Consider the following 20,944-nt stretch of genomic DNA (forward strand, 5'->3'; position numbering starts at 1 on the left):
CTCTGAAGGGGGATCTCTTGGTCATTTTACATCGACTCAAAGGTGCGGAATTTGTTCTCAATGCAGATTTGATTGAGACCATTGAGGCAAATCCAGATACGATCATCACTCTTGTGAATGAGAAGAAATTCATTGTACAAGAGACGGTAACGGACGTTGTGGAAAAGGTAATTGTTTACCAAACAAGAATCCACAACCTCCCTCGAGTGAGTGATAGAAGGCCTGAGGAAACATAAGAAATGGATATAGCTACAGTCATTGGTTTGGCCTTAGGATTGGCCTTGATGTTACTTGGGGTTGTTTCGGGGGGTCTCGCACTCACCGACCTCATTGATATTCCATCCGTCATGATTACATTCGGTGGTGCGGCAGCCGCAACCATCATCTCTTTCCCATGGACATCTACCATCGGTGTGGGTGCGGTGACAAAAAAAGCCTTCCAAAATCCTCCCTCAGATTTACCAGGCCTCATCACGACACTTGTTAGTTTCTCTGAAAAAGCTCGTCGTGAAGGATTACTCGCCTTAGAAGATGATATCAACGAATTACCGGAAGAATTTTTAAAGAAGGGAATCCAACTCGTTGTGGATGGAACAGACCCTGAACTTGTCCGTAACATCATGGAAACCGAAATTGGAAACACAGCCGCACGCCATGCCTATGGTCGCGGTTGGTGGGATGCTTACGCTGGTTTTGCGCCAGGTTTCGGGATGCTTGGGACCCTAGTGGGTCTTGTGGGGATGTTAAAGAACTTAGGTGGTGGGGATGCGAGTGCCATTGGACAAGGTATGGCGACAGCCCTTATTACGACATTGTACGGATCACTTGCCCAAAACTTATTTGCGGCACCTGTTGTAAGGAAACTCACAAGAAGATCGGAAGATGAACTTGTGATCAAACAAGTAATGGTGGAAGGAACTTTATCGATCCAATCGGGTGATAACCCAAGGATTGTAAAAGAGAAACTCGCAAGTTTCTTAACTCCTGCTGAACGCGTTGCGTTGAAGGATGATGGAGATTAATCCTTAAGTATGGCTTCCAAAAAAGAAAAATGCCCTGAGTGTATCCAAAAAGTTCCTGAGTTCATGGCAACTTACGGGGACATGGTGACACTTCTCCTTTGTTTCTTTATCCTTTTGTATACTACAGGGAAAACAGATGCAAAGGAAATGCAGATCATTCTCTCGGCATTTAAATCCACTACTGGCTTTTTCACTGGTGGACAAACTTTATCCAAAGGATCTTTGGAAGAGATGGGGATGCAAATTGAATCTTTGCCATCTCAAGTGGTCGGTCGTAATTTATCGAAATCGAAAAAAGACGCACAGGAAGTATTCAAACCTGAAGTGGAAGCAGGGAAAGTTCGAATCTCTGAAAATGAACGAGGACTTGTGATCTCTCTTGTCGGAGCGGATTATTTTTACCCAGGTTCTGCTATCCTAACACCTGCTATCCGAGAAACACTACGGAAAGCCGCGGGGCTTATCAAAGGACTTGAACGATTTGTGCGTGTGGAAGGGCATAGTGATGATGATGCTGTGAATCCAGTGAGTCGTCCTGGTCGTGAAGAAAGAGAATATATCAATAACTGGGATTTGGCGGGAGCAAGGGCCGTGAACGCCACTGTGTTTATGATCAATGCAGAAGAAATTGAGCCAAGTTGGTTCCAAGCAGTTAGTTTTGGATCCTACAGACCTCTTGTATTGGAAAATGAAGGTACACCAGAAGCGAAGGCTTTTAACAGAAGAGTGGATATCATCATTTTAACAGAGAAGTCTACTAAACGAGCACCAGGTGAAAGTAAATATGGATTACCTGACACTCGTTTGCCGAACACTGAAACAAATGTAGAAGGAGAATTTTAACATGGGCGACCGTGAAGTAGATGAAGAAGAAGGTGGGTTAGCCGAAGGTAGTTCCGCCTCTGCTGGGATGTCCCCCATTGTCAAATGGTTATTGTACATCGCTGCGGCCATTTTTGGAATTATCATTGTAACCGTTATATCGATGTTTGTTGCTCAAAAAACGGCAACAAGTGTGTTTAAACAACAAAAGAATATCTCTCTTGTGAAAGCTCCACCTCCTTTGGAAGTTTACACATTCCAAGAAGAGTTTAGAGTGAATACTTCAGATGTTGGTGAATCACACTTTGTGAAGTTAAAGATGTCTCTTGGATTTGAATCGGGCCAACCTGCACTCTCTGCAGAACTCGCAGCACGTGTGGCGCAAATGCAAAACATCATCAACTTGGTGATTGCTCGAAAAACAAAAGATGATCTAAAATCCATTACCAACCAATTGGATTTGCGTGAGGAAATCAAAGCCCACTTAAATCACATTTTGACCAATGGAAAAATCAAAGAGGTTTACTTTACCGAGTTCTTGGTAAACTAGGACTATGTCCGACCAGATTCTCGGTGTAATCCCTGCACGTTACGCGAGCACACGATTTCCTGGAAAACCACTGGCCCTCATTGGCACAAAACCAATGATCCAGTGGACCTACCACCATGCCTCCCTTTCCAAGTCTTTCCACCGTTTGGTGGTAGCAACTGACGATAAACGAATCCATGATGTGGTATTAAGTTTTGGAGGTGAGTCCATTCTCACAAGCCCCGACCATCCCACAGGCACCGATCGTATCATTGAAGTCGCAAACAAGTACCCAAACTACGGAATCATCGTCAATATCCAAGGTGATGAACCTGGGATGGAAGCATCACTAGTTGATGGAGTGGTGGGTTTAAAAACAAAACATCGCGATTGGGAGATGACAACAGCAGCCGTTCCCTTCACATCCGAAGAAGATCCAAATGACCCTAACAAAGTAAAGGTGGTCTTTGATACACTTGCGAAAGCCAATTATTTTTCTCGTTCTCCGATCCCGGCATCTTTCAAAGGAGAAGCGAAGTACTATAGACATCTTGGCATTTATGCATACGAACGGGATTTTTTAATGAAATATAACCAATTGCCAAGTTCCGATTGGGAAACAGTGGAATCCTTAGAACAACTCAGAGCCTTACAAAATGGATCTACCATCGGAGTTTTTCTCTCCGACAAAGCAAACTTAGGTGTGGATTCCCCGGCCGATTTAGAAGTGGTGAAGAGAGAGTTCCAAAAGAAGGGTTTGATATAAGAATTTGGATTTAAACCATAGATCAGTGGTTTCCAGTCATCAATTGGACAAATACCGATAGAGAGATTCCCTTCACTCTATCGGTTACAAACAAAGATTACGCTTCCCTTTCGTTATTACGCATTCCCCGTGAAATGTATTCATATAAAAATTCACCGGTGATCACCCCAGGTATGATCACTTTTTGCGCTCCATCGGCGACTAATTTTTTTGCTTCACCTGGTTCGTCACTTGTCAGAATGATTTTTGCATTCGGAGCCAATTTACTAAGAGTAGAAAGCAAACGGTTGTTATTGGTTCCTTTGAGAAATGAATCCGAGATGGTACAAATCACCATGGATGCGTCATGTAAGCCAATGTGGGAAAGGGAATCAGGGTGAGCAAGGTCTGCGTACGCCCATTGGAAACCTTTGTTTGTGAGTTCCTCTTTGAAAGCAGGGTTGTAATCCGCTATGATGATTCGTTTGATAAGCGAAGGAGACAAGTCTTCCAAGTATTCCACAAAGGCACGAGCAATTCGGAAGTACCCAAGGACAATGATGTCTCTCACCATTCCATCACCGTGGCCGCCATGCCCTCCATGACCACCTTGCCCGGAAGGATCCACTTTTCCCGTTTCTTCTGTTTGGTCAGTGATTCCCACTTTTGCCAAGAGACGTTCTAATGTAGCCGCAATGTTATGATTGAACATAATGATGTATGTTGATAAAACAGATGCGATGATGGTGGAGGTTAAGATCACTGCCTGCAGTTTGGGAGTGATGTGTTCAAAGCCAGCACCTAATGCGAGAATTACGAGAGAAAATTCTGAAATCTGAGCTAGGTTAAGTGCTGTGAGGAATCCATTTCGGACACCTTTGTTGAGTTTGATGATGACAGGGGCAATGGTAATCATCCTCACAAATAACATAAGAGCAATGATGGCTGAAGATAGTCCAATGACTTCCAAACTAGGAAGAGGTACCTTAAGACCAAGTGCCACAAAGAAGAGGGTAACAAAGAAGTCTCGTATTCCGATCAATTTGGAAATCACATCAGCGCCATATGGGAAGGCTGCAATGCTCATACCCGCAACAAGAGCACCCATTTCTTTGGAAAGTCCTGCTTCTCCCGCAATCCCACAAACTAAAAAACACCACATAATCGATGTTAAGAGAATGAGTTCGGGGCTACTGGCACATGCTTTGTATAATTTTGCGAGAACATAACGACTGACACTAAAACTAAAAGCAATGAGTAATACAATAATCCCAACAGAAGTGAGGATTTTTAAGATTTCTGGATTGTTTAGGTTCGGTTGGACCCCCATAAACAAAATCGCCCAAATGTCTTGGAAAACCAATACTCCTACGGTTAGTTTCCCTGAAAGGGTGTTGATCTCTACCTTGTCTTGCAATAATTTAACAACGATTAAAGTGGAACTTAGTGATAAGGCAACTGCAATGTAAAGAAGGTCAAATTTTTCAGAACCAATGGAAAGTCCGAAAAATGGAAACACGGAATAAACAAAGGCAACAGAAAGTGTGAATTGTAAGATACCAAGAGTAAACATCGCCTTTCCCATTTTTGCGAGTTCGGCAAGATTGATTTCAAGGCCAATGATGAAGAGTAAAAGGATGAGTCCAATTTCTGAAATGAGTTCGATACTTGCTTCGTTTGTCACAAGTTCAAATCCCATCTCTTTTCCAAGCATCGCACCACCAATGATATAACCTAAGATTAACGGTTGTTTGAGAACGCGAGCAATATGGCTTAAAACTGTAGCAAATATAATACTGAGACCAATGTCTTGTAATAGTGACTCTTCCCCGTGCATAGATACCTTCTTTAGGGAAAAGTTTAGGAATTCAGCGAGATGTGAAAGTCGTTTTTTTTTCTACAAAAGAATTACGACTATGGAGTGGGAGAATTTTGGAGAAAACTTGCAGTGGATGCTTGGAAGTGGGCTACAGCGACATGATGATCGTACAATGCCTTAATTTCACGCACTGCCGCTTCGGCACTTGTTTGTTCTCGAATATTCACAAATAAGAGAGTTGAATCTCCTAAAGCAAATCGTTCGCGTTCCATCACTTCCAATTTTCTGGCAAGTTCCACTTCACTTTGTGTGACAGTCACACGTTTTGCAGAAGCAATCACCTCGGAAATGGAGTCTTGTACTTCTGTTTTGATTTTATCTTTTGAAAATTGGAGTTCTTGGTCGAGTTGTGCAATTTTTGCTTCGGCCGCTCCGATCATCCCGCGAGGTCTACGGGTTTGCATGGGCAAATTGAGAACAAGGGATGCTTCGAGTTCCGGTTTGGCCCTCGTGACAGAACCTGGTCCAAAGTCTTGGGATCCAGCTACCACCAAATCAACTTGGGGTTTTAGGGCATTGTAACCCATGTCTTGGTCCACACGTGCCTTCTCACGTTTGAATTCATAGTCTTGGATTTCGGGTCGAAACTTCCATGCAATTTTAATACTTTTTTCAAGTTCCAATTCCTTATAGTCGATGGGTTTTGGAAATCCGATGGGCAGCCTATCCGTTGTGGGAAGGATTAAGTTCCCGTCAGCAGCCCGTAAGAATAACGACAAATCGATCGCTGCTTTTTGCATCTCACGTTCTGCAGAGACAAATTGTGATTCTCTTTGTAAAATGGCACGGTCATTTTCTGTGCCTTCCATTTTGGGTATGTCACCTAATTTGATTCGTTGGGCAATCTGTTGTTGTCTGTTTTTTGCAATCTCTAACAGGTCTTTGTTGACGAGGTATTCTTGGCCACTTGCCACCCATTTCCAATACCGTTTGGTTGCTTCCTTGATGACTTCAATTTTTAATTTTTGAATCGATAACTCGGCAAGTTTACGATCGATGTCAGCTTTTCGTAAATCCGCTCTGTTTTTATCGATCTCACGGTTTCGCATTAGAGGGACAATGGCACCTGCTCTCACTTCCCCATAATCATTGGTTTGCCTTCTGCCATCATACACAGGAAAGGTTCCACGACCAATGCGGTAACCGGCAAAGAAAGAAGTTCCACCAAGTGGAGTCGGTTTTTCGAACACATTGTCCGCTGCATTATTTGTATAATAACCCGTTGGTTTTGTTGTGCCCATGGATTTAAATTGTAGATCAAATGCACCTTCGGCTGCTAAATAATTGTATTCTGTTTCCGTTAAAAGTTTTTCTGCAGCAAGTACTAGTGGATATGATTTTTCAACAGACTTTAAAAGTTCTGCCAATGTGAGGACTCCTGGTTGTTGGTTGATATAATCTTGAGTATAGATATTCGGACCATGTAAAGATTCGAAAGGATCCTTTGTCGGATCTGCTTCTAACAGAAACGAAAAAAACATCCCAAAAGGGCATAAAAACGCAAATAAAAATGATTTTAGATGCGGTTTCATTTTCCTTTGTCTCCTCCACCATTCTCGTCTAACAACGATTTCATCTCCGGATCATCCATCGGTAAATTCGGTGGGAAGTCATTGAACCTTCTCCATAATTCATAACCAACACTTACACGATTGAGAAAAATCCAACCTTTGGCACGAACACCTTGTCGTAAGTAACGACTGGAAGGCCACTGGCGGTCATCACGGTCAGGGATGACAAGCACACGAAAATTTCCAGATCCATTATCAGTGATATCAACCAATTTCACAACACCACCAAAGGTACCAACAGCTGTCTCTGGCCATCCACTGATTTGTAAAACAGGATACCCTTGGAATTGCAAACGAACTTTACGACCTTCACCCACGAGTGGAATGTCATTTCCTGAAATAAAAAGTTCTACGGCTTTGTCTTCGGCGTCAGGGACAAGGATGGCAACACCATCTCCTTCTTTTAATTGTTGGGTGTCAGGGTTCACAAGGATTCGCATGATGATCCCATCTCTTGGGGCAAAAATTTCCTGGTTTTCTTGCCTAGACAACCTAGCTTCCAGTTTGGGTAGGTCTTCTAGAACCCTTGCTACTTCGGACTGGGCAGAGGCAAGGGATGCTTTGGCATCATTAATGGAAGCTTCGGCATCCTGTTGGACTTTTCCTGTATCACTATTTAACGCACGTTCTTCTTTGACCGCAGCATCATATGCGGCTCTTGCACGGTCAAGTCCTGTCTCTGCGTTAGTATGATCCAGTTCCGCAAGTTCCAAAGTTCGTTTGGAAGTAAGTCCTTTTTCCCATAATTGTTTTTGTCGGTCCAAGTTGAGATTCGCAGTTTTTAACGCTGCCTTTGCTGCATCTACTGCTTGTTCGCTGGCACGGACTCGGTCTTTTGCCATCATCCTACGAGAATCGGCGGCACTCACAGCACTTCCCATAGAAGAACGTAAACTCAAAATTCTAGAACGGATGTTATCTTCCCTTGTCCTAGCAGCCTCTAACCTTTGTAAGAGGGCATTTCTTTCTTCTCGAATCCTGGAGATAAAATTGGGGTCATTGTCAGAGATATCAATGATGGGATCTCCCTTTTTGACACGAGTCCCTTCATGGACATGCCATTTGACAACACGTCCACTGATGGGTGATTCAATGACTTGTTGGCGGTCTAGAGGTGCATAGGCAACCACTCGGCCAAAACCCATTGTGGTTTGTTGCCAAGGCACATAAAGTAAGATGAGGACACTTAAGAAAAAAATAACAGTGAGGATGTACGCTAAACTTTGTGCCGGAAGTGCTGTTTGCACCAACCGATACGAAGGTAGGTTTTTGCGGAGTTTCCATTTGGGTGACATATTTGTTTTCATAGAGTTTATGAATTCACCTTTAATGAATGAGTATCATCTTCCAATCTAAGGATTTGGTCCATTTGTGAGAGGACTGCTGGTGATTTGGACACAATGACCACAGTCCACTCCCGATTTTTTTGTAATAAGAATTTTAAACAAGAAGTTAACAAAGGGGGTGGTAATTGGTCAAGGATGCCATCGATAAGAACTAGTTTTGGATTTCCGATTAAAGCCCTTGTTAAAGCCAAAATAGCGGATTGGACATTGTCAAACGGATGACCAAAGGTTAACAGCTGTGTGTGGATCCCATGCGGTAAGGATTGGATGACCTTCCAAAGCCCTAAATTGTCTAAGTAATCTCGAATCGTGATAAGCGAAATTTCTTCCCGACCTACTCGGATGTTTTCCAAAATTGTTCCTTCAAAAATTTCGTTCCCTCTCACCAACACGGCATAAGATTGGATTTGTTCTTTCGAAACTTCATGGATGTTTTGGTGGTTGTATTCGACAATTCCAGAGTTTGGTTCGCGGAGCCCACTCATCAAATCAAGTAAGATGTGAGCATCATAAGGAGTATTGGATGTAACACCCAATGCCTTTCCCGCTTGGACTTTTAAATTGAATTGGGTAAAAATTTTATGACCATTGCTTAAGGAATAATCAATGCCTGATAGTTGTAATTGAATGGGTCCTTTGGAAGTTTCAAATGGAACTGTTTTTGCAGTGAGAGTTGGAAGATGGAAAACTGAATTAATTTTGTCAACCGCAGCAATCAAACTATAAAAACTATCGAGTTGTTTACCAAATTTTGATATATCACTGAGAACTTTTGCAATGACAAGTTCTGCCGCAACGAGTTGTCCAATGGTCAATTGGCGATGGATCACCAAATATCCACCTATTCCTAAAACGATTGCACTTGCTAACGCCTGTATACCAACAAGTCCAATGATTTGTTTGATATAAACAGAAAAGTATTTTTTGCGAGCGAAAAGATAATCTCGAATGAGTGAATCGGCCCGTTCTATGGCAAAATGAGATCCAAATGTAGAGTGAAATAAGGCAGAGTGACGAGAAACTTCCTCAAGCCAAGCGGCTACTTTGTATTTTTCTTTTGAGCTCTTTATATAATTTTCAGAGGCAGGTCTACCAAGTTGGTAGATCACAAGATATCCCCCCACAAACAAAATAAATAAAGAAAATACAATAAAAATCGGATGGTAAAACGAAATGAGGACAAAACCAATTACCGTGGTTAAAATCACTGCTAATCCATCAACTAACAAAGATTGAATGGATTTTTGAATGGTCATAGTATCAAAAAATCGATTCACAAGTTCTGGGTTGTGGTGTTTGTCCAAAGCATCTTGTCGAATTTTTGGAAAACGAATTGCAAATTCTGTAGCAATGCGAACAAATACTCGTCGTTGTAAAATCTCTACCACATAAATTTGGATGGTTTGCATAGCACCAGCAAATCCTAAGAAAAATACAACTAACAACGTCAAGATGATGACGGGTTGTAAAAGAACACCAAACGCTACTATATTGACAAGGGAAGAAGTTGCAACTGGAACTACGAGTGATAAAATTCCAATTCCGATTCCATAAATAAATACAATCCAAACATCTTTTGATTCGATACGGATGAGATGGTATATTTGTTTTACTGCATTTTTTAAAGCAGACGAAGTTGAACTAATTTCCTTGGGAGAAGAGAAGGCAAACGTAGGTTCTGCTACAATCCAATCCACAACATCTTTTGCAGATTTAATTTCAAATAATTTGAGTAAGTCCTTCTCCGATATCCATTCTTCTTCGGAGATATGATTGTGAAGAGGTTTGACCAAATATGCCGAAGCGTGGTAACCAAGTACGGCATACATCTCTGGAAGACCAAAGTCTTTACTTTTGAGTTGGAATAAAAAGGGAGCTTCTCGAGTGATATAACTTTTAATTTCGACAATTGATTTTCGAACAAAGTTGAGTTTGATTTGGTATTGGTGTGATGCGGCTATGAGATAGTCCAAAAACTCCAATTTCGATTCATGAGGGAATTTACTGCGTAAAGAACGAAATCCTTCTATGATTTGGCTTGGAATGGATTGGATGCTTAATGATTCGGATAAATAGTCTAAAATCGACTGTGCCAGGGATTCTCCTGTCGAAAGCCGTATGGGGAGTTCCGTCTCCTTTGCTTTGAAGAGTTGGTATCGGAAATGACGCACCAAAATTTGTAATAATTTTAACATGTGAATTTTATTTCGTGCTTTAGACTCCTCTTGACAAAACTTTGTTTTTGATTTTCCATCATTCAGCAGAGGTTTCTATGAAAATTTTTTATTCTATTTTAGCACTATTCATTGTCGGCACCTTCGGGTCAATTGAAGCAGAAGAAAATTGTAATTATGAATACGATCCATCCAAAACAAACCTGGAATGGACAGCGTTCAAATTTACAGAAAAAACAGGTGTTAAAGGTAAGTTTGATTCGATTCGAGTGATTGGAAAAACAAAAGACAAATCAAAGTTTGGTGTAGCTGAGAAAATTCGATTCCAAATTGACACTTCGTCCGTTAATTCTGCAAACCCAGACCGTGACCTTAAAATCAAAAAGTTTTTCTTTGGGTCGGTGAAAGGGAACCAAAAGTTGATGGGAAATTTTTCCGAAATGACAAAAGGGGAAACGGGAACTGCGAAACTTAACCTTCAATTTGGAAAATCAAAAACGACGATCCCAGTAAACTTTGTTTGGAAAGAAGACACAGTAGAAGTTTCAGGTACTGTCGATGTGCTGGCTCTAGGTTTATCGCAGGGTTTGGGCAAATTGAATGCAGAGTGTAACGACTTACATAAGGGTGCTGACGGTGTGAGTAAACTTTGGCCAACAGTTGATGTGAAAGTTGTCTCAACATTTAAAAAAGTTTGTAAATAAAACATTATTGTTTTGAATTGACGCATAATTTTAATTAGTTGGCAATTTACGCTATGAAGGGTTAAAGGATGGAAAAGGATATTCAGGTCTACCATCGGTCTCTACCTCCGGCCGATTTCGAAATTTGTAATGTCTTGTACGAGGTGATTTGCAAAAACCTTCCCAAGGCAGAAAGGAAAATTTGGCATGCCCATCCAGTTTGGTTTTTGGATGGGAATCCAATTGTTGGATATAGTAAATTAAAGTCTTGTACTCGCCTTCTCTTTTGGAGTGGGCAAAGTTTTGGTGTCGAAGGTCTCACATCGGAAGGAAGTTTTAAAGCCGCTGAAGTTCGTTATACGGATGTTACACAAATCAAAAAAAAGGATTTAAAACTTTGGTTAACAAAGGCAAAAAATATCCAATGGGATTATAAAAACATCGTAAAACGAAAAGGTGTCTTGGAACGAATCAAGTAAAATCCTCATTTTTTATGATTCACTGTAATTGGAAACTTTGCGGAAAAAAGATTAAGGCTTAAGGAATACAAATGATCAATACTGAAATCAAAAAATTATCTTCCGCTGATTTGTCACAATTCATTGAACTCATAGGCGTATTCGAAGATGTATTTGAAATGAAACCATTTCCATTGCCCGATTCAAATTACTTACAATCCCTTTTGGATCGAGATGATTTTTTTGTTTTTGTGTCTATTTTGGATGGAAAGGTAGTGGCTGGTCTTACCGCTTACTTGTTACGACAATACTATTCAGAGAGACCACTCGTTTATATTTACGATTTAGCTGTAAAAACACATCTTCAAAGGAAAGGCATCGGGAAATCACTGATTGCTTCTATCAATAGGTATTACAAAGAGAAGGGGATCGAAGAGGTGTTTGTCCAAGCAGATTTGGCAGATGATTATGCTTTGGATTTTTATCGATCAACAGGTGGTCGTGCAGAAGATGTGGTGCATTTTTATTATCCACTCGCTGAGTGAATACAATTATAAGCGGAGATACTTGTTATGAAATCTTTTCAATTTTTCTTTTTATTTACATTGTTTTTGATCCAGTGTAGGTCCACCAATTCGACAAGTCGATCTGCTCAAAATTTTCAATACCTAAAAACTTGTAATGCATCAAATGCAAAAATCTTATTTCCGGATGCAAACCTTATTAATGAGAAGGTTGATAACGGCCAACCCATTCTATCGTATTTTGCTAGGACCGGGAATATTGATTGCGCCAAATGGTTGTTAGACTTAAAAACAAATCCCAATCAGCGAGATGCTCGAGGGTTTACACCACTAATCTTCTCCGTTTATTCCAATCTAAAGATGATGGATTTATTATTGGAAAATGGAGCAGAATTAAATTCCGAAACACCGGATGCTGGGAATGCACTCATCCTTGCTGCAGAAATCGGAAATTTAGAAGCAGTTCAGTATTTGATTGGAAAAGGGATGAATGTCAATCATCTCACTAAAAATAGAGGAACCCCATTGATGCATGCGTCAATTCGAGGGCATGACCAGGTAGTTTCTCATCTCCTAAAAAAAGGTGCAGATCCAAATTTGGCGGATGTTTTGAATATAACACCGATTATGCATGCAGCTTCTAATGGACATGTGGTAACCGTTTCGTTATTAATCCAATACAATGCAGATATTCATAAAAAAGATTACAAAGGGTATACGGTAATCTTTGCACCATCTGATGCAAGAAATCCAAACGAAAATCATTTGGAGATACTTGACATACTCATGAAGGCTGGTGCCAATCTACATGATCGTAATGATGATGGTGATACTCCTTTAAGCATTGCAAAAAAAAGAAAACTTTCATTTTTAATCGATAAACTGGAATCACTTGGTGCGAAAGAGTGAGATCAAAATTTGTAAAAAATCTTTAAGGTTAAGAGAATAATTTCATGAAACACGAATGGATTTGTCCAAGTTGCCAAACAAAAGTTAGTTTTTTGAAACTAATGTCCTATGTCCCACCCTTTACAATGAAGTGTAACAATTGTAAGGAAAGGATGCAGGTGGAAAAAAGTCCTGTCGTTAGTTTTGTTATTTTGTTCACCTACTTGATGTCGGTTTTGGTTTATTTTACTTTAGGGATAAGGGAGCAATTCCATTGGTTCCCAGGTTTTGACCCTTCCCTTGTTTCCGTAACCTTGGTCGTGATCATCGTCATCGTAACAGAAGGTATCATTTATTTTTTATACCAAACCTATAAAATACAGTTAGTCAAAGAGAACTCATTTTTTTCCAATCATTATCTTTGGACATTGATTGTACCGATCATGATTTTATTTTTTTTCATGAAAGGTTGTCGTTTTTTTCCCGTATTACCATAGTTCGACTTTCTGTGCAAACTCCATTCAATATCTATTTTCATCCAAACGAATTAGAAGGTACTGCCTATATCGAATTTTTACCTGGCAATTACTTAGGCAAATGTTGGAATGAGAATTCGATTTTTCTGGATGAAAACACATTTTCTATTTTTGAAGATGTATTCGAAGAGATCATCGAAAGTTATGACCATTATGCATTCCAGGAACTTTCGGAATCAAAATTTGATGTTTTACTGCAATCTTTAGGAATACGATTGGAAGAAATCAGAAACGATTCCCTTTTTTCTAAATCAGGCAAAACACTTTCACTACCAGAAAAAGAGCTGATTCAAAAAGAGATACAATCAAACAAAGAAGGCGCAATTGAAGTTTTAGAAAGGTTTACATTATGGATCCAAGAGTTAAAAAAACAAAATATAGCTTTATCCATTTTAGGAATTTAAATACCAATTTTATGTTTCGAAATCCATTTATACCTTTGATCTTGTTTTGTGTCCTTTGGGTTGGTAGCTTAGATGCAGACACCGACACTACCGTAAATGTGAAGAAATCAGAGAAAATTTTAACAGTAATCAAATCAGGCAAAACCATTTTAACAATTCCGATCTCCCTAGGTTTTGAACCAAAAGGTGCTAAAAACGAAGAAGGAGATGGAAAAACTCCCGAAGGTAAGTATACCATTGATTACCAAATTCCGGAATGGGCTTATTATAAAGCCTTACACATCTCTTATCCCAACAAATCTCAATTGGAAGAAGCAAAAAAGAGAAAGGTCAAGGTTGGGGGAGGGATTCTCATTCATGGAATGAAGAAACATTGGAATTGGTTTGGACACCTCCATACCTATTTAAATTGGACTCATGGTTGTATCGCTGTGACAAATGAAGAAATGGATCTTTTATTCCAAATGGTTCCCGTAGGATCTGTTATCATCATCGAACCGTAAAAAACGTATCAAATCCTCAATTTGGGTTAGTTGCAGCGACTTCCTTATTTTTAAGAAGTGAACCCAATGTTGAAAGCAAAGCGATCGAAAAATTAAAAACGAAAGATATAGTTGAAATATTAGAAGAAAGTCATTCTCCCATTTCTGTAAATGGAAAACAGGGAAATTGGATGAAGGTAAAATCAAAATCGCAAAGTATCGGATATGTTTTTTCTCCTTATATTGTGATTGGAGATACAGAAGAAATTTTAGCGACACTATCCGATTTTGAAACGAAGGAATCAGGATGGGTTTATGTAAAAAATAAACCAAGTTTTGTGCACCAACTCTACAACAAAAAACTGATTAAAATTAATAATGAGCAAGTAGAAGAAGATCAATTTTACTTTGTGAAATCAAGGTATGTCACAAAAGAAGGAAAGGTATTTTTTCGAGTCTTAAAACAAAAATCGAGACAAGAGGATTGGTATTCAGAAATTGAAACGACTGTATTAACCGATTGTTATTTACCCGCCGAATCTCTTGTATTATCGAATCAATATGCATCATTATATGCAAAGATACGTTTGCTTGAACCAACTGAGAAAAAAATCTTCGATTTTTTGAGCAAAGAAATAAGTTATGATATTGATCCTAACCAAACTTCGATTAAATCGTTTCAGTCAAAAAAAGATCGATATTTCATTGTAGCAACAACAGCAAGAGATGAAAATGATGAATGCATTGGTTGTTTTTTATCAGAACTTGAAAATATCGTATATGTATTAAAGGAAAAGGGCAATACTTTTGAAATTATTTTTTATGAGTCAGGCAGTAGAAGTGCCATCATTGATACCTATGGTATTTCACCAAAAATTATCATACGAACCAGTCCTCTACCTGAGGGTGATGAAAGTCCAAGTAAGATTTATTCAAAGGAATATGAATTTAAAGGTACAACATTTGTCCTTACTAAATCAGAAACAACAGAATGAAAATTGTACGAAACTTAGGATTCCAAATCATTGTAAAAGTCTAAAGCTTTTCCAGTAGCTGTAATCGAAGAACTCAAAGTTAGTGCTGCGATCCCATTACAATCAGTAGATTAATTGTCATTTGATAAAAATGAAATACAAACCATTTTGTGAATTTTCTCGATCATTGGGATCATTGATTTGAATTAGAATCGGAAATTTGTTTTTTCCATTTTTAGTAGAAAATATATGTGTATGTGCCCAATAACGGATTGGAAAACGCCAGATCGTCTTACGTGCGTTTGCTCGAAACTCTACGACTTCATCATTGATTTGAAAACGAAAGATTCCTGTTCCAACAATTTGGTTTGGAATTAAATTGATTAAAAAGGCGTAAGGGCTCCAATCATCATCGAAATAGTGTCCATAAAATTCTGAAAGGATTAAGTTTTCATTTTTATCCTTCCAGTCTACTGTTCCCCAATCATATTGTATTTTCCGATGGCTAACAAAAACGTATGGTTCGTTTGCATTTTTTAAATGATTGATGACTCCCTCTAATTTTACCGGATCCATATTCTTTTTTTCGAACTGGTATTGTTCCTGATTCGCATATTCCCATTTTGGTTTTGAATTTGAATACTGCTCTTTATATATTTGAATTCCTTTAATTAAATCCTCTTGGGTATAAACCATTCTTGCCTCTCCAGCAACCGTTTGGTAATGGCTGAATCGTAATTGTTCGGCGATTTTTACAATCTGAATGGATTTGTTTTGAGATTTTTCATCGAGCCTTGGAATATTTCCCGAGTATTTCGAAACCATACAATTGACTAATAAAAATAAAATAATTGGGGAATGTCGAATCAATTTTGTGGTTTTAAATTTCATCATACTCACAAATTATCGACTTTGAGTTAGGTGATCAACTTTCTTCTGAGTGCATTCAGAAGAAAGTTTCATTTGTATTAATTGAGATGTCCTGCAAGTGGTAATCCAGATTCCAAATAAGTTTTGAGATTAGAAAGAACACTTGGCCACCCAGAAGAAATTCCCTTATACATTTGTGAGTCTAATTCTTCGTGGGTAACAGACAAACGGACGAGTCCATTGGCATAGGTCTCAATTTCAAACGTAACACGAGAGTGTTTCGTAACATCGTTGATTTCATTGGGTCTAGACCAAGAGATGACAAGTTTGTTAGGTGGATCTACTTCCAATACTTTTCCCAAAATATCAACCGTTCTTTCTTCGACTAAGTGAACGTGTTTCCATTCAGATCCGACTTTCCATTCGGAAACATTGATATGAGCTGGATTTTTTGATAATGGATCAGACCAATACTTCGATGTTATCTCTGGATTGGTAATGGCATCCCATACCTTTTCTTGTGTGCTGAGAATAAAAGTCACATATACGAAGTTATGTGGTTCCATGTTTGTCTCCTTCCAATTGAATTTTTAAATCGTGTAAAAAACTTAATCGATTTTCTTCAAATTTGCGCACCCAACGTTCATACACTTCATAAATCGGGACTGGGTTGATGAAATGTAGTTTTTCACGCCCTTTCCAAACAATGGATACGAGGTTTGCATTGATCAAAATTTCAATGTGTTGGGTTGCTGATTGCCTTTGCATATCGAGTTCTTCACATAATTGACTGAGAGTTTGTCCATTTTTCGAAAATAAGAGATCCAGAACCTTCCTTCGATTTGGGTCGGCCATTGCCTTAAAAACCAGATCTGTTCCTTTTCTTTCTTTGGGCATAGGAATTAATATGCAGGTAAAAGACTGCATGTCAAGGTTTTTTCAATTCAGTCCGAGCAAAAAGGATACGTCGGGCTTGGTCTGCCGCAGGCGGACGGGAGCGAACGCGGACCCCAGAGTAGCCTGGTCCCGTTGCATTCAATGAATGATACGGTAAAAGGAGTGAGCGTATGGTTCAAATCGAATTTCGGGATTTGCCCCTAACATAAATTAAAGACTAATGATCGCTAGTGCCACATGGGAAGGAATGGAAATAATTTTAGGAACAAAGAATATAATTTTGTTTGAGTGTGTTGAATGAAAATGAATGGGAGGAATTCATCATTTCCTCTAACCAATCGGAATCCCTTCTTTTTTTAATAACTCCAAAAACTCTGATTCGGAAACAAGTTTTACACCAAGCTCCGTTGCCTTGTCTAGTTTGGAACCGGCACCTGGACCATAGAGTAGGTGTGTTGTTTTGGAAGAAACACCTGTTACTTTTTTCCCACCATGTCTCGTGATGAGGTCCATCGCTAAGTCACGGGGTTGGAAGTTTTCAAAACTGCCGGTCACACACCAACTTTGGCCAACAAACGGCTGTATATCGCTTTTTTCAGTTTCATCTGCTTTGAACTTAAGTCCTAGTTTGATGAGGGTGTTTACTAGTTTCAAAGTTTCTTTGTCTTTCAAATGGCCTAGTAATGCTTCGATCGTCCTTGGTCCAATGCCATGAATGGCTTTCAAATCCTCACTTGCAGTTTTGGATTTGGAAAGGGTGAGGAGTTTGTCCCATGAATCATATCCGTTTTCGATGAGAATTTCGGTGACCTTTGGACCCACTTCATTTAAACCAATGGAAGGGAGTGTGAATCGAAAGTCTTTTTCTTTGGATTTTTGAATTGCATCAAAAATGATTTTCACAGATTTTTCTCCAAATCCATCTAACTCAAGTAAGGTTGGTCTGTACTTTTCTAATGTATACAAATCAGGTATATCTTTCACCCAACCCTTTTCAAAAAAAATCTGAATTTGTCTTTCACCTAATCCTTCAATGTTCATCTGTTTTTTACTGCAAAAAAAGATGAGTTGGTTTAGTTTTCGCTCAGGGCAATTTCTGTTTGTACAAAAGAAATCTACAGAATCGTCAACTTTCGTTAATTTTGTGTTACACGATGGACAATGATTGGGTAAAACAAAAATAGATTTTGGAGGGAATGTTACTTTTTCCACAGCTGGAATGATTTCTCCACGTTTGGAGATTAATACTTTTGCACCAATGCCTGCTCCAAGTTGGTTGATGTAGTCTTGGTTGTGTAAGGTGGCGTAGGTGACAGTGGTTCCTGCAAGAGAGATCGGAGTGACTTTTGCACGTGGTGTGACTTTTCCTGTACGTCCAATGGCAAAATCGATTTCTTCAATTGTTGTTTCTTTGAGCAGCGCATCAAATTTAAATGCCCTTGCCCAACGAGGAGAATGGCTTGTTTCACCTAAATTTTCGCGAAGGTTTAAAGAGTCGAGTTTGATGACGAGTCCATCCACTGGGAATGGCATTTTGTCTTTTTTTTTGCGAAATGATTCGATCTCTTTGATTAATTTGTTTCCTGGCAAAATTGTTGAGTCTGGGGCAAGTGGAAACTTTTCTTTTTTTAATAAACTTAAAATGTCTTTATGGGTATTGATTCCTTTTCTAGAGCTTGAAAAATAAACATCATACACATAAATTCGTAACGGACGTTTGGCGACTTCCATTGGATCCTTTTGTTTGATGGAACCTGCTGCCAAGTTTCTAGGATTGGCAAATTTTCCACCATACTCTTCGTTGAATTCTTCAAAATCAGCGAAGGTCATAAATATTTCGCCTCTGACTGTTAGATGTAAAGGTTCCGAAAGAGTTTGTGGAATGGTCGAAATGGTTTTTACGTTTTCAGTAACAATGTCACCAATTCCACCAGAACCCCTTGTCACACAATGGCTGAGTTTTCCATCTTCATAGTAAAGTAAGATGGAGGCACCATCGATTTTCCATTCTAAAGAATAGTTTTCTTCGATCCCAGTTTTTTGTAACCATTCCGAAAGTTCGGTTTCGTTGTAAGTATTTTCTAAAGATAATACTGGTACTTTGTGTTTGAATTTGCTAAACTGTGGGTTTAAGTCGGAACCTACTTGTGCTGTCGGGGAAGAGATGTCTGCAAGGTTTGGATTTTCTGTTTCGAGTTTTTGGAGTTCTTTGACTAGTAAATCAAATTCTTTGTCAGTGATGACGGGTGAGTTATCTTTGTAATACAAATCATTGTGGCGATTGATTTCTTTACGAAGTTCTAAAATTCGTTTTTTAGGATCAACGGCATTTGTTTTTTTAGGCAACTAATAAACTCCAGCTTGCATGTATTGTTCGGGATCGGTTTTTCCTTCTTCCGAAATAAAGATTTCATAGTGTAAGTGAGGCCCGGTTACGTTACCCGTTGCTCCTACTTCGGCAATTTGTTCACCAGCTTTTACTTCTTGTCCTGACCTTACATAAATTCGCGAACAGTGACCGTATAACGTGCTAAAGCCGAAATCATGTTGGATGATGACATGATGTCCATACCCAACATTGGAATATGTGACACGAACCACACGACCTGGTGCAGAAGCATATATAGGTGTTCCTGTAGCATTTGCCATATCCAATCCGTCATGGTATTCCCAATAACCAGTGGTAGGTGATTTTCTCATTCCAAATGGAGATGTCAAATTGTAAGAATACATCGGATTAAACAAAGGTGATCTAGATAAAATATCAGATCTCTGGTATAAAAATTGAAAGTTTGTTTCTACCAAACGTTGGTAATTGTCCATTCGGTGTTTTAATTGTCTCAGTTCATAAATCTCATTGAGATACTTACGTCCAACATCCAATTGTTTATCTTCTTTTTCTTCTTTTTGGAGTGAATCAATTGCCGAGGATTCAATCCAATCTTCCGTTGGAATTTTTAGAAGTTCATCGTCTTGTCCATCAATCAGAGTAAATAGTTCCAACATATTTTCGTTCAATTTAGAATACTCTTCTTTCATTTCTTCTAATTGGTTCGCATGGGTGATATAAGTATCAAAATAGGTTCCGTAAATTTTGGAGAGTTGGTTGATTTCAGTTTGTGTATTATTCGAGCGAACAATTCCAAAAATTGCTAAACTCAATAGACCTAAAGTGAGGCCTAAAAAAAATAGGATGGTAAAATGGGAAATTTGGAAGTGGAAAGAACTGTCATACCCATGAGGAATCACAAGAATGGTCATCCGTTGGTGACCTTTTTCTTTCACCTTATCAATCTGTTTCTTGATTTTCGGATTGTCTTGTGAAAAAACAGACGTAATCTCTTTAATTTTTTTCTTCATGACGAACCGCGATTCCTACATAAATAAGACGCTCCGATTCCTTTCCAGGGTCAAGTGGAAATCCCTGTTTCTGGGTTTCGTGATCATTTTTGGAATTCTTGGTTTTGTCACATTGGCTTCCAATTTAGGATTTTGGATTGTGTACCAGAACTCCATTCACACCAATCACTCGTCGGAAATCCCTGAAGCAGAAGTTGCCATTGTGCCTGGAGCAGCCGTTTATGGAAAAACTCCCTCACCCATCTTAATGGACCGATTGGCCTGCGGATTGGAATTGTACAAACAAGGAAAAGTGAAAAAGATTCTCCTTTCTGGAGACAATGGGAAAACCGATTACAATGAACTTAGGCCTATGCTTGAGTACATGTTGTCCCATCAGGTCAAACCAGATGATATCTTTGTTGATCACGCTGGATTTCGGACACTGGATACTTTGATTCGCGCCAAAGAAGTGTTTTTGGTAAACAAAGCAATATTTGTAAGCCAATCGTTTTTTTTGCCACGTGCCATCTATTTAGGAAAGGAACTGGAACTCGAGTTATACGGATACGAATGCAATTTGCGAACATACAAAAAAGAAACGTATTATTTGTTTCGAGAATTTTCTGCAAGGATGCTTGCTTGGTGGGACATCCAGTGGGACACACCACCTAAATATTTGGGTAAACCTTATCCCATTGATGGAAGTGGAATGAGCACTTGGAAAGGTTCCATTCCAGTCACGATTCCGAAATAAAAAGAGAATGTATTTTTTAATATAGATTCCAAACATTCAATTTT

23 protein-coding genes are annotated in these 20,944 nt (G+C 39.1%); 14 read left to right on the top strand and 9 right to left on the bottom strand.

Annotated elements, in window-relative coordinates:
• Nucleotides 1-17 precede the first annotated feature (17 nt).
• Genes LEP1GSC202_RS06590 through kdsB form a run of 5 tightly spaced genes read left to right on the top strand, consistent with a single transcriptional unit; the run spans nt 18 to nt 3,139 of the window.
• A complete protein-coding gene (locus LEP1GSC202_RS06590; RefSeq protein WP_015677173.1) occupies nt 18-236 on the top strand; it encodes a flagellar FlbD family protein in 219 nt (72 codons plus the stop codon).
• Between the two features lie 3 nt (nt 237-239).
• Nucleotides 240-1,022 carry a motility protein A gene (locus LEP1GSC202_RS06595; RefSeq protein ID WP_015676774.1) on the top strand — a complete coding sequence of 261 codons (783 nt, stop codon included), beginning with the start codon at nt 240-242 and terminating at the stop codon, nt 1,020-1,022.
• Between the two features lie 9 nt (nt 1,023-1,031).
• Nucleotides 1,032-1,865 carry a flagellar motor protein MotB gene (motB, locus tag LEP1GSC202_RS06600; RefSeq protein WP_015677503.1) on the top strand — a complete coding sequence of 278 codons (834 nt, stop codon included), beginning with the start codon at nt 1,032-1,034 and terminating at the stop codon, nt 1,863-1,865.
• Between the two features lies 1 nt (nt 1,866).
• On the top strand, nt 1,867-2,394 hold the full coding sequence (locus LEP1GSC202_RS06605; protein WP_002972703.1) for a flagellar basal body-associated FliL family protein: 528 nt from the start codon (nt 1,867-1,869) through the stop codon (nt 2,392-2,394).
• Nucleotides 2,395-2,398: 4 nt separating this feature from the next.
• Entirely contained in the window at nt 2,399-3,139 is a 741-nt protein-coding gene (gene kdsB / locus LEP1GSC202_RS06610) for a 3-deoxy-manno-octulosonate cytidylyltransferase (RefSeq protein WP_015677083.1), read from the top strand.
• Between the two features lie 97 nt (nt 3,140-3,236).
• Here kdsB and LEP1GSC202_RS06615 read toward each other — a convergent pair whose 3' ends face one another.
• The 4 genes from LEP1GSC202_RS06615 to LEP1GSC202_RS06630 form a co-directional block, all read right to left on the bottom strand.
• Entirely contained in the window at nt 3,237-4,955 is a 1,719-nt protein-coding gene (locus LEP1GSC202_RS06615) for a cation:proton antiporter (RefSeq protein ID WP_015677187.1), read from the bottom strand.
• 77 nt (nt 4,956-5,032) lie between these two features.
• On the bottom strand, nt 5,033-6,529 hold the full coding sequence (locus LEP1GSC202_RS06620; protein ID WP_015676739.1) for a TolC family protein: 1,497 nt from the start codon (nt 6,527-6,529) through the stop codon (nt 5,033-5,035).
• Complete coding sequence (locus LEP1GSC202_RS06625) at nt 6,526-7,863, bottom strand: HlyD family secretion protein (protein ID WP_015677624.1); 1,338 nt, start codon at nt 7,861-7,863, stop codon at nt 6,526-6,528. The genes LEP1GSC202_RS06620 and LEP1GSC202_RS06625 overlap by 4 nt, the downstream gene beginning before the upstream one ends.
• Nucleotides 7,864-7,880: 17 nt before the next feature.
• The gene (locus LEP1GSC202_RS06630) at nt 7,881-10,109 is read right to left on the bottom strand and encodes an ABC transporter transmembrane domain-containing protein (protein ID WP_015676906.1); all 2,229 of its coding nucleotides are present in this window, start codon (nt 10,107-10,109) and stop codon (nt 7,881-7,883) included.
• Nucleotides 10,110-10,186: 77 nt separating this feature from the next.
• Here LEP1GSC202_RS06630 and LEP1GSC202_RS06635 point away from each other — a divergent pair, with 77 nt between their 5' ends.
• The 8 genes from LEP1GSC202_RS06635 to LEP1GSC202_RS06670 all read left to right on the top strand — a co-directional run bounded on the left by LEP1GSC202_RS06635 (nt 10,187) and on the right by LEP1GSC202_RS06670 (nt 15,058).
• Nucleotides 10,187-10,792, top strand: coding sequence for a YceI family protein (locus tag LEP1GSC202_RS06635; protein WP_039928643.1), 606 nt, complete (start codon nt 10,187-10,189; stop codon nt 10,790-10,792).
• 68 nt (nt 10,793-10,860) lie between these two features.
• Entirely contained in the window at nt 10,861-11,250 is a 390-nt protein-coding gene (locus tag LEP1GSC202_RS06640) for a DUF1801 domain-containing protein (protein ID WP_039928306.1), read from the top strand.
• 71 nt (nt 11,251-11,321) lie between these two features.
• Nucleotides 11,322-11,774 carry a GNAT family N-acetyltransferase gene (locus LEP1GSC202_RS06645; RefSeq protein ID WP_015676369.1) on the top strand — a complete coding sequence of 151 codons (453 nt, stop codon included), beginning with the start codon at nt 11,322-11,324 and terminating at the stop codon, nt 11,772-11,774.
• A 27-nt stretch (nt 11,775-11,801) separates the two neighbouring features.
• Entirely contained in the window at nt 11,802-12,662 is an 861-nt protein-coding gene (locus tag LEP1GSC202_RS06650) for an ankyrin repeat domain-containing protein (RefSeq protein WP_015677322.1), read from the top strand.
• Nucleotides 12,663-12,706: 44 nt separating this feature from the next.
• The gene (locus LEP1GSC202_RS06655; RefSeq protein WP_156825352.1) at nt 12,707-13,138 is read left to right on the top strand and encodes a hypothetical protein; all 432 of its coding nucleotides are present in this window, start codon (nt 12,707-12,709) and stop codon (nt 13,136-13,138) included.
• Between the two features lie 11 nt (nt 13,139-13,149).
• The gene (locus LEP1GSC202_RS06660) at nt 13,150-13,581 is read left to right on the top strand and encodes a hypothetical protein (RefSeq protein WP_015677426.1); all 432 of its coding nucleotides are present in this window, start codon (nt 13,150-13,152) and stop codon (nt 13,579-13,581) included.
• Nucleotides 13,582-13,592: 11 nt separating this feature from the next.
• Nucleotides 13,593-14,084 (top strand): L,D-transpeptidase family protein, encoded by a 492-nt coding sequence (locus tag LEP1GSC202_RS06665; RefSeq protein ID WP_015677152.1) that lies wholly within the window; start codon nt 13,593-13,595, stop codon nt 14,082-14,084.
• Entirely contained in the window at nt 14,060-15,058 is a 999-nt protein-coding gene (locus tag LEP1GSC202_RS06670; protein ID WP_279615302.1) for an SH3 domain-containing protein, read from the top strand. Before LEP1GSC202_RS06665 ends, LEP1GSC202_RS06670 begins: the two co-directional genes overlap by 25 nt.
• Before the next feature lie 117 nt (nt 15,059-15,175).
• On the opposite strand, the gene LEP1GSC202_RS06675 is transcribed toward LEP1GSC202_RS06670, so the two are convergent.
• From LEP1GSC202_RS06675 to LEP1GSC202_RS06695, 5 genes are all read right to left on the bottom strand, one after another.
• Nucleotides 15,176-15,931, bottom strand: a complete 756-nt coding sequence (locus tag LEP1GSC202_RS06675; RefSeq protein ID WP_015677312.1) for a hypothetical protein — start codon at nt 15,929-15,931, stop codon at nt 15,176-15,178.
• Between the two features lie 74 nt (nt 15,932-16,005).
• Nucleotides 16,006-16,473, bottom strand: coding sequence for an SRPBCC family protein (locus LEP1GSC202_RS06680; RefSeq protein ID WP_015676990.1), 468 nt, complete (start codon nt 16,471-16,473; stop codon nt 16,006-16,008).
• Nucleotides 16,460-16,804, bottom strand: coding sequence for an ArsR/SmtB family transcription factor (locus tag LEP1GSC202_RS06685; protein WP_015676386.1), 345 nt, complete (start codon nt 16,802-16,804; stop codon nt 16,460-16,462). The genes LEP1GSC202_RS06680 and LEP1GSC202_RS06685 overlap by 14 nt, the downstream gene beginning before the upstream one ends.
• Nucleotides 16,805-17,134: 330 nt before the next feature.
• Nucleotides 17,135-19,150 (bottom strand): NAD-dependent DNA ligase LigA, encoded by a 2,016-nt coding sequence (gene ligA / locus LEP1GSC202_RS06690; RefSeq protein WP_015676817.1) that lies wholly within the window; start codon nt 19,148-19,150, stop codon nt 17,135-17,137.
• Nucleotides 19,151-20,164: a M23 family metallopeptidase gene (locus tag LEP1GSC202_RS06695; RefSeq protein WP_015677409.1), complete on the bottom strand. Its 1,014-nt coding sequence runs from the start codon at nt 20,162-20,164 to the stop codon at nt 19,151-19,153. It abuts the gene before it with no gap.
• Here LEP1GSC202_RS06695 and LEP1GSC202_RS06700 point away from each other — a divergent pair.
• Nucleotides 20,163-20,900: a SanA/YdcF family protein gene (locus LEP1GSC202_RS06700; protein WP_039928314.1), complete on the top strand. Its 738-nt coding sequence runs from the start codon at nt 20,163-20,165 to the stop codon at nt 20,898-20,900. The genes LEP1GSC202_RS06695 and LEP1GSC202_RS06700 overlap by 2 nt on opposite strands.
• Nucleotides 20,901-20,944 lie beyond the last annotated feature (44 nt).

The sequence above is a fragment of the Leptospira yanagawae serovar Saopaulo str. Sao Paulo = ATCC 700523 genome (assembly GCF_000332475.2).
Lineage (GTDB): Bacteria > Spirochaetota > Leptospiria > Leptospirales > Leptospiraceae > Leptospira_A > Leptospira_A yanagawae.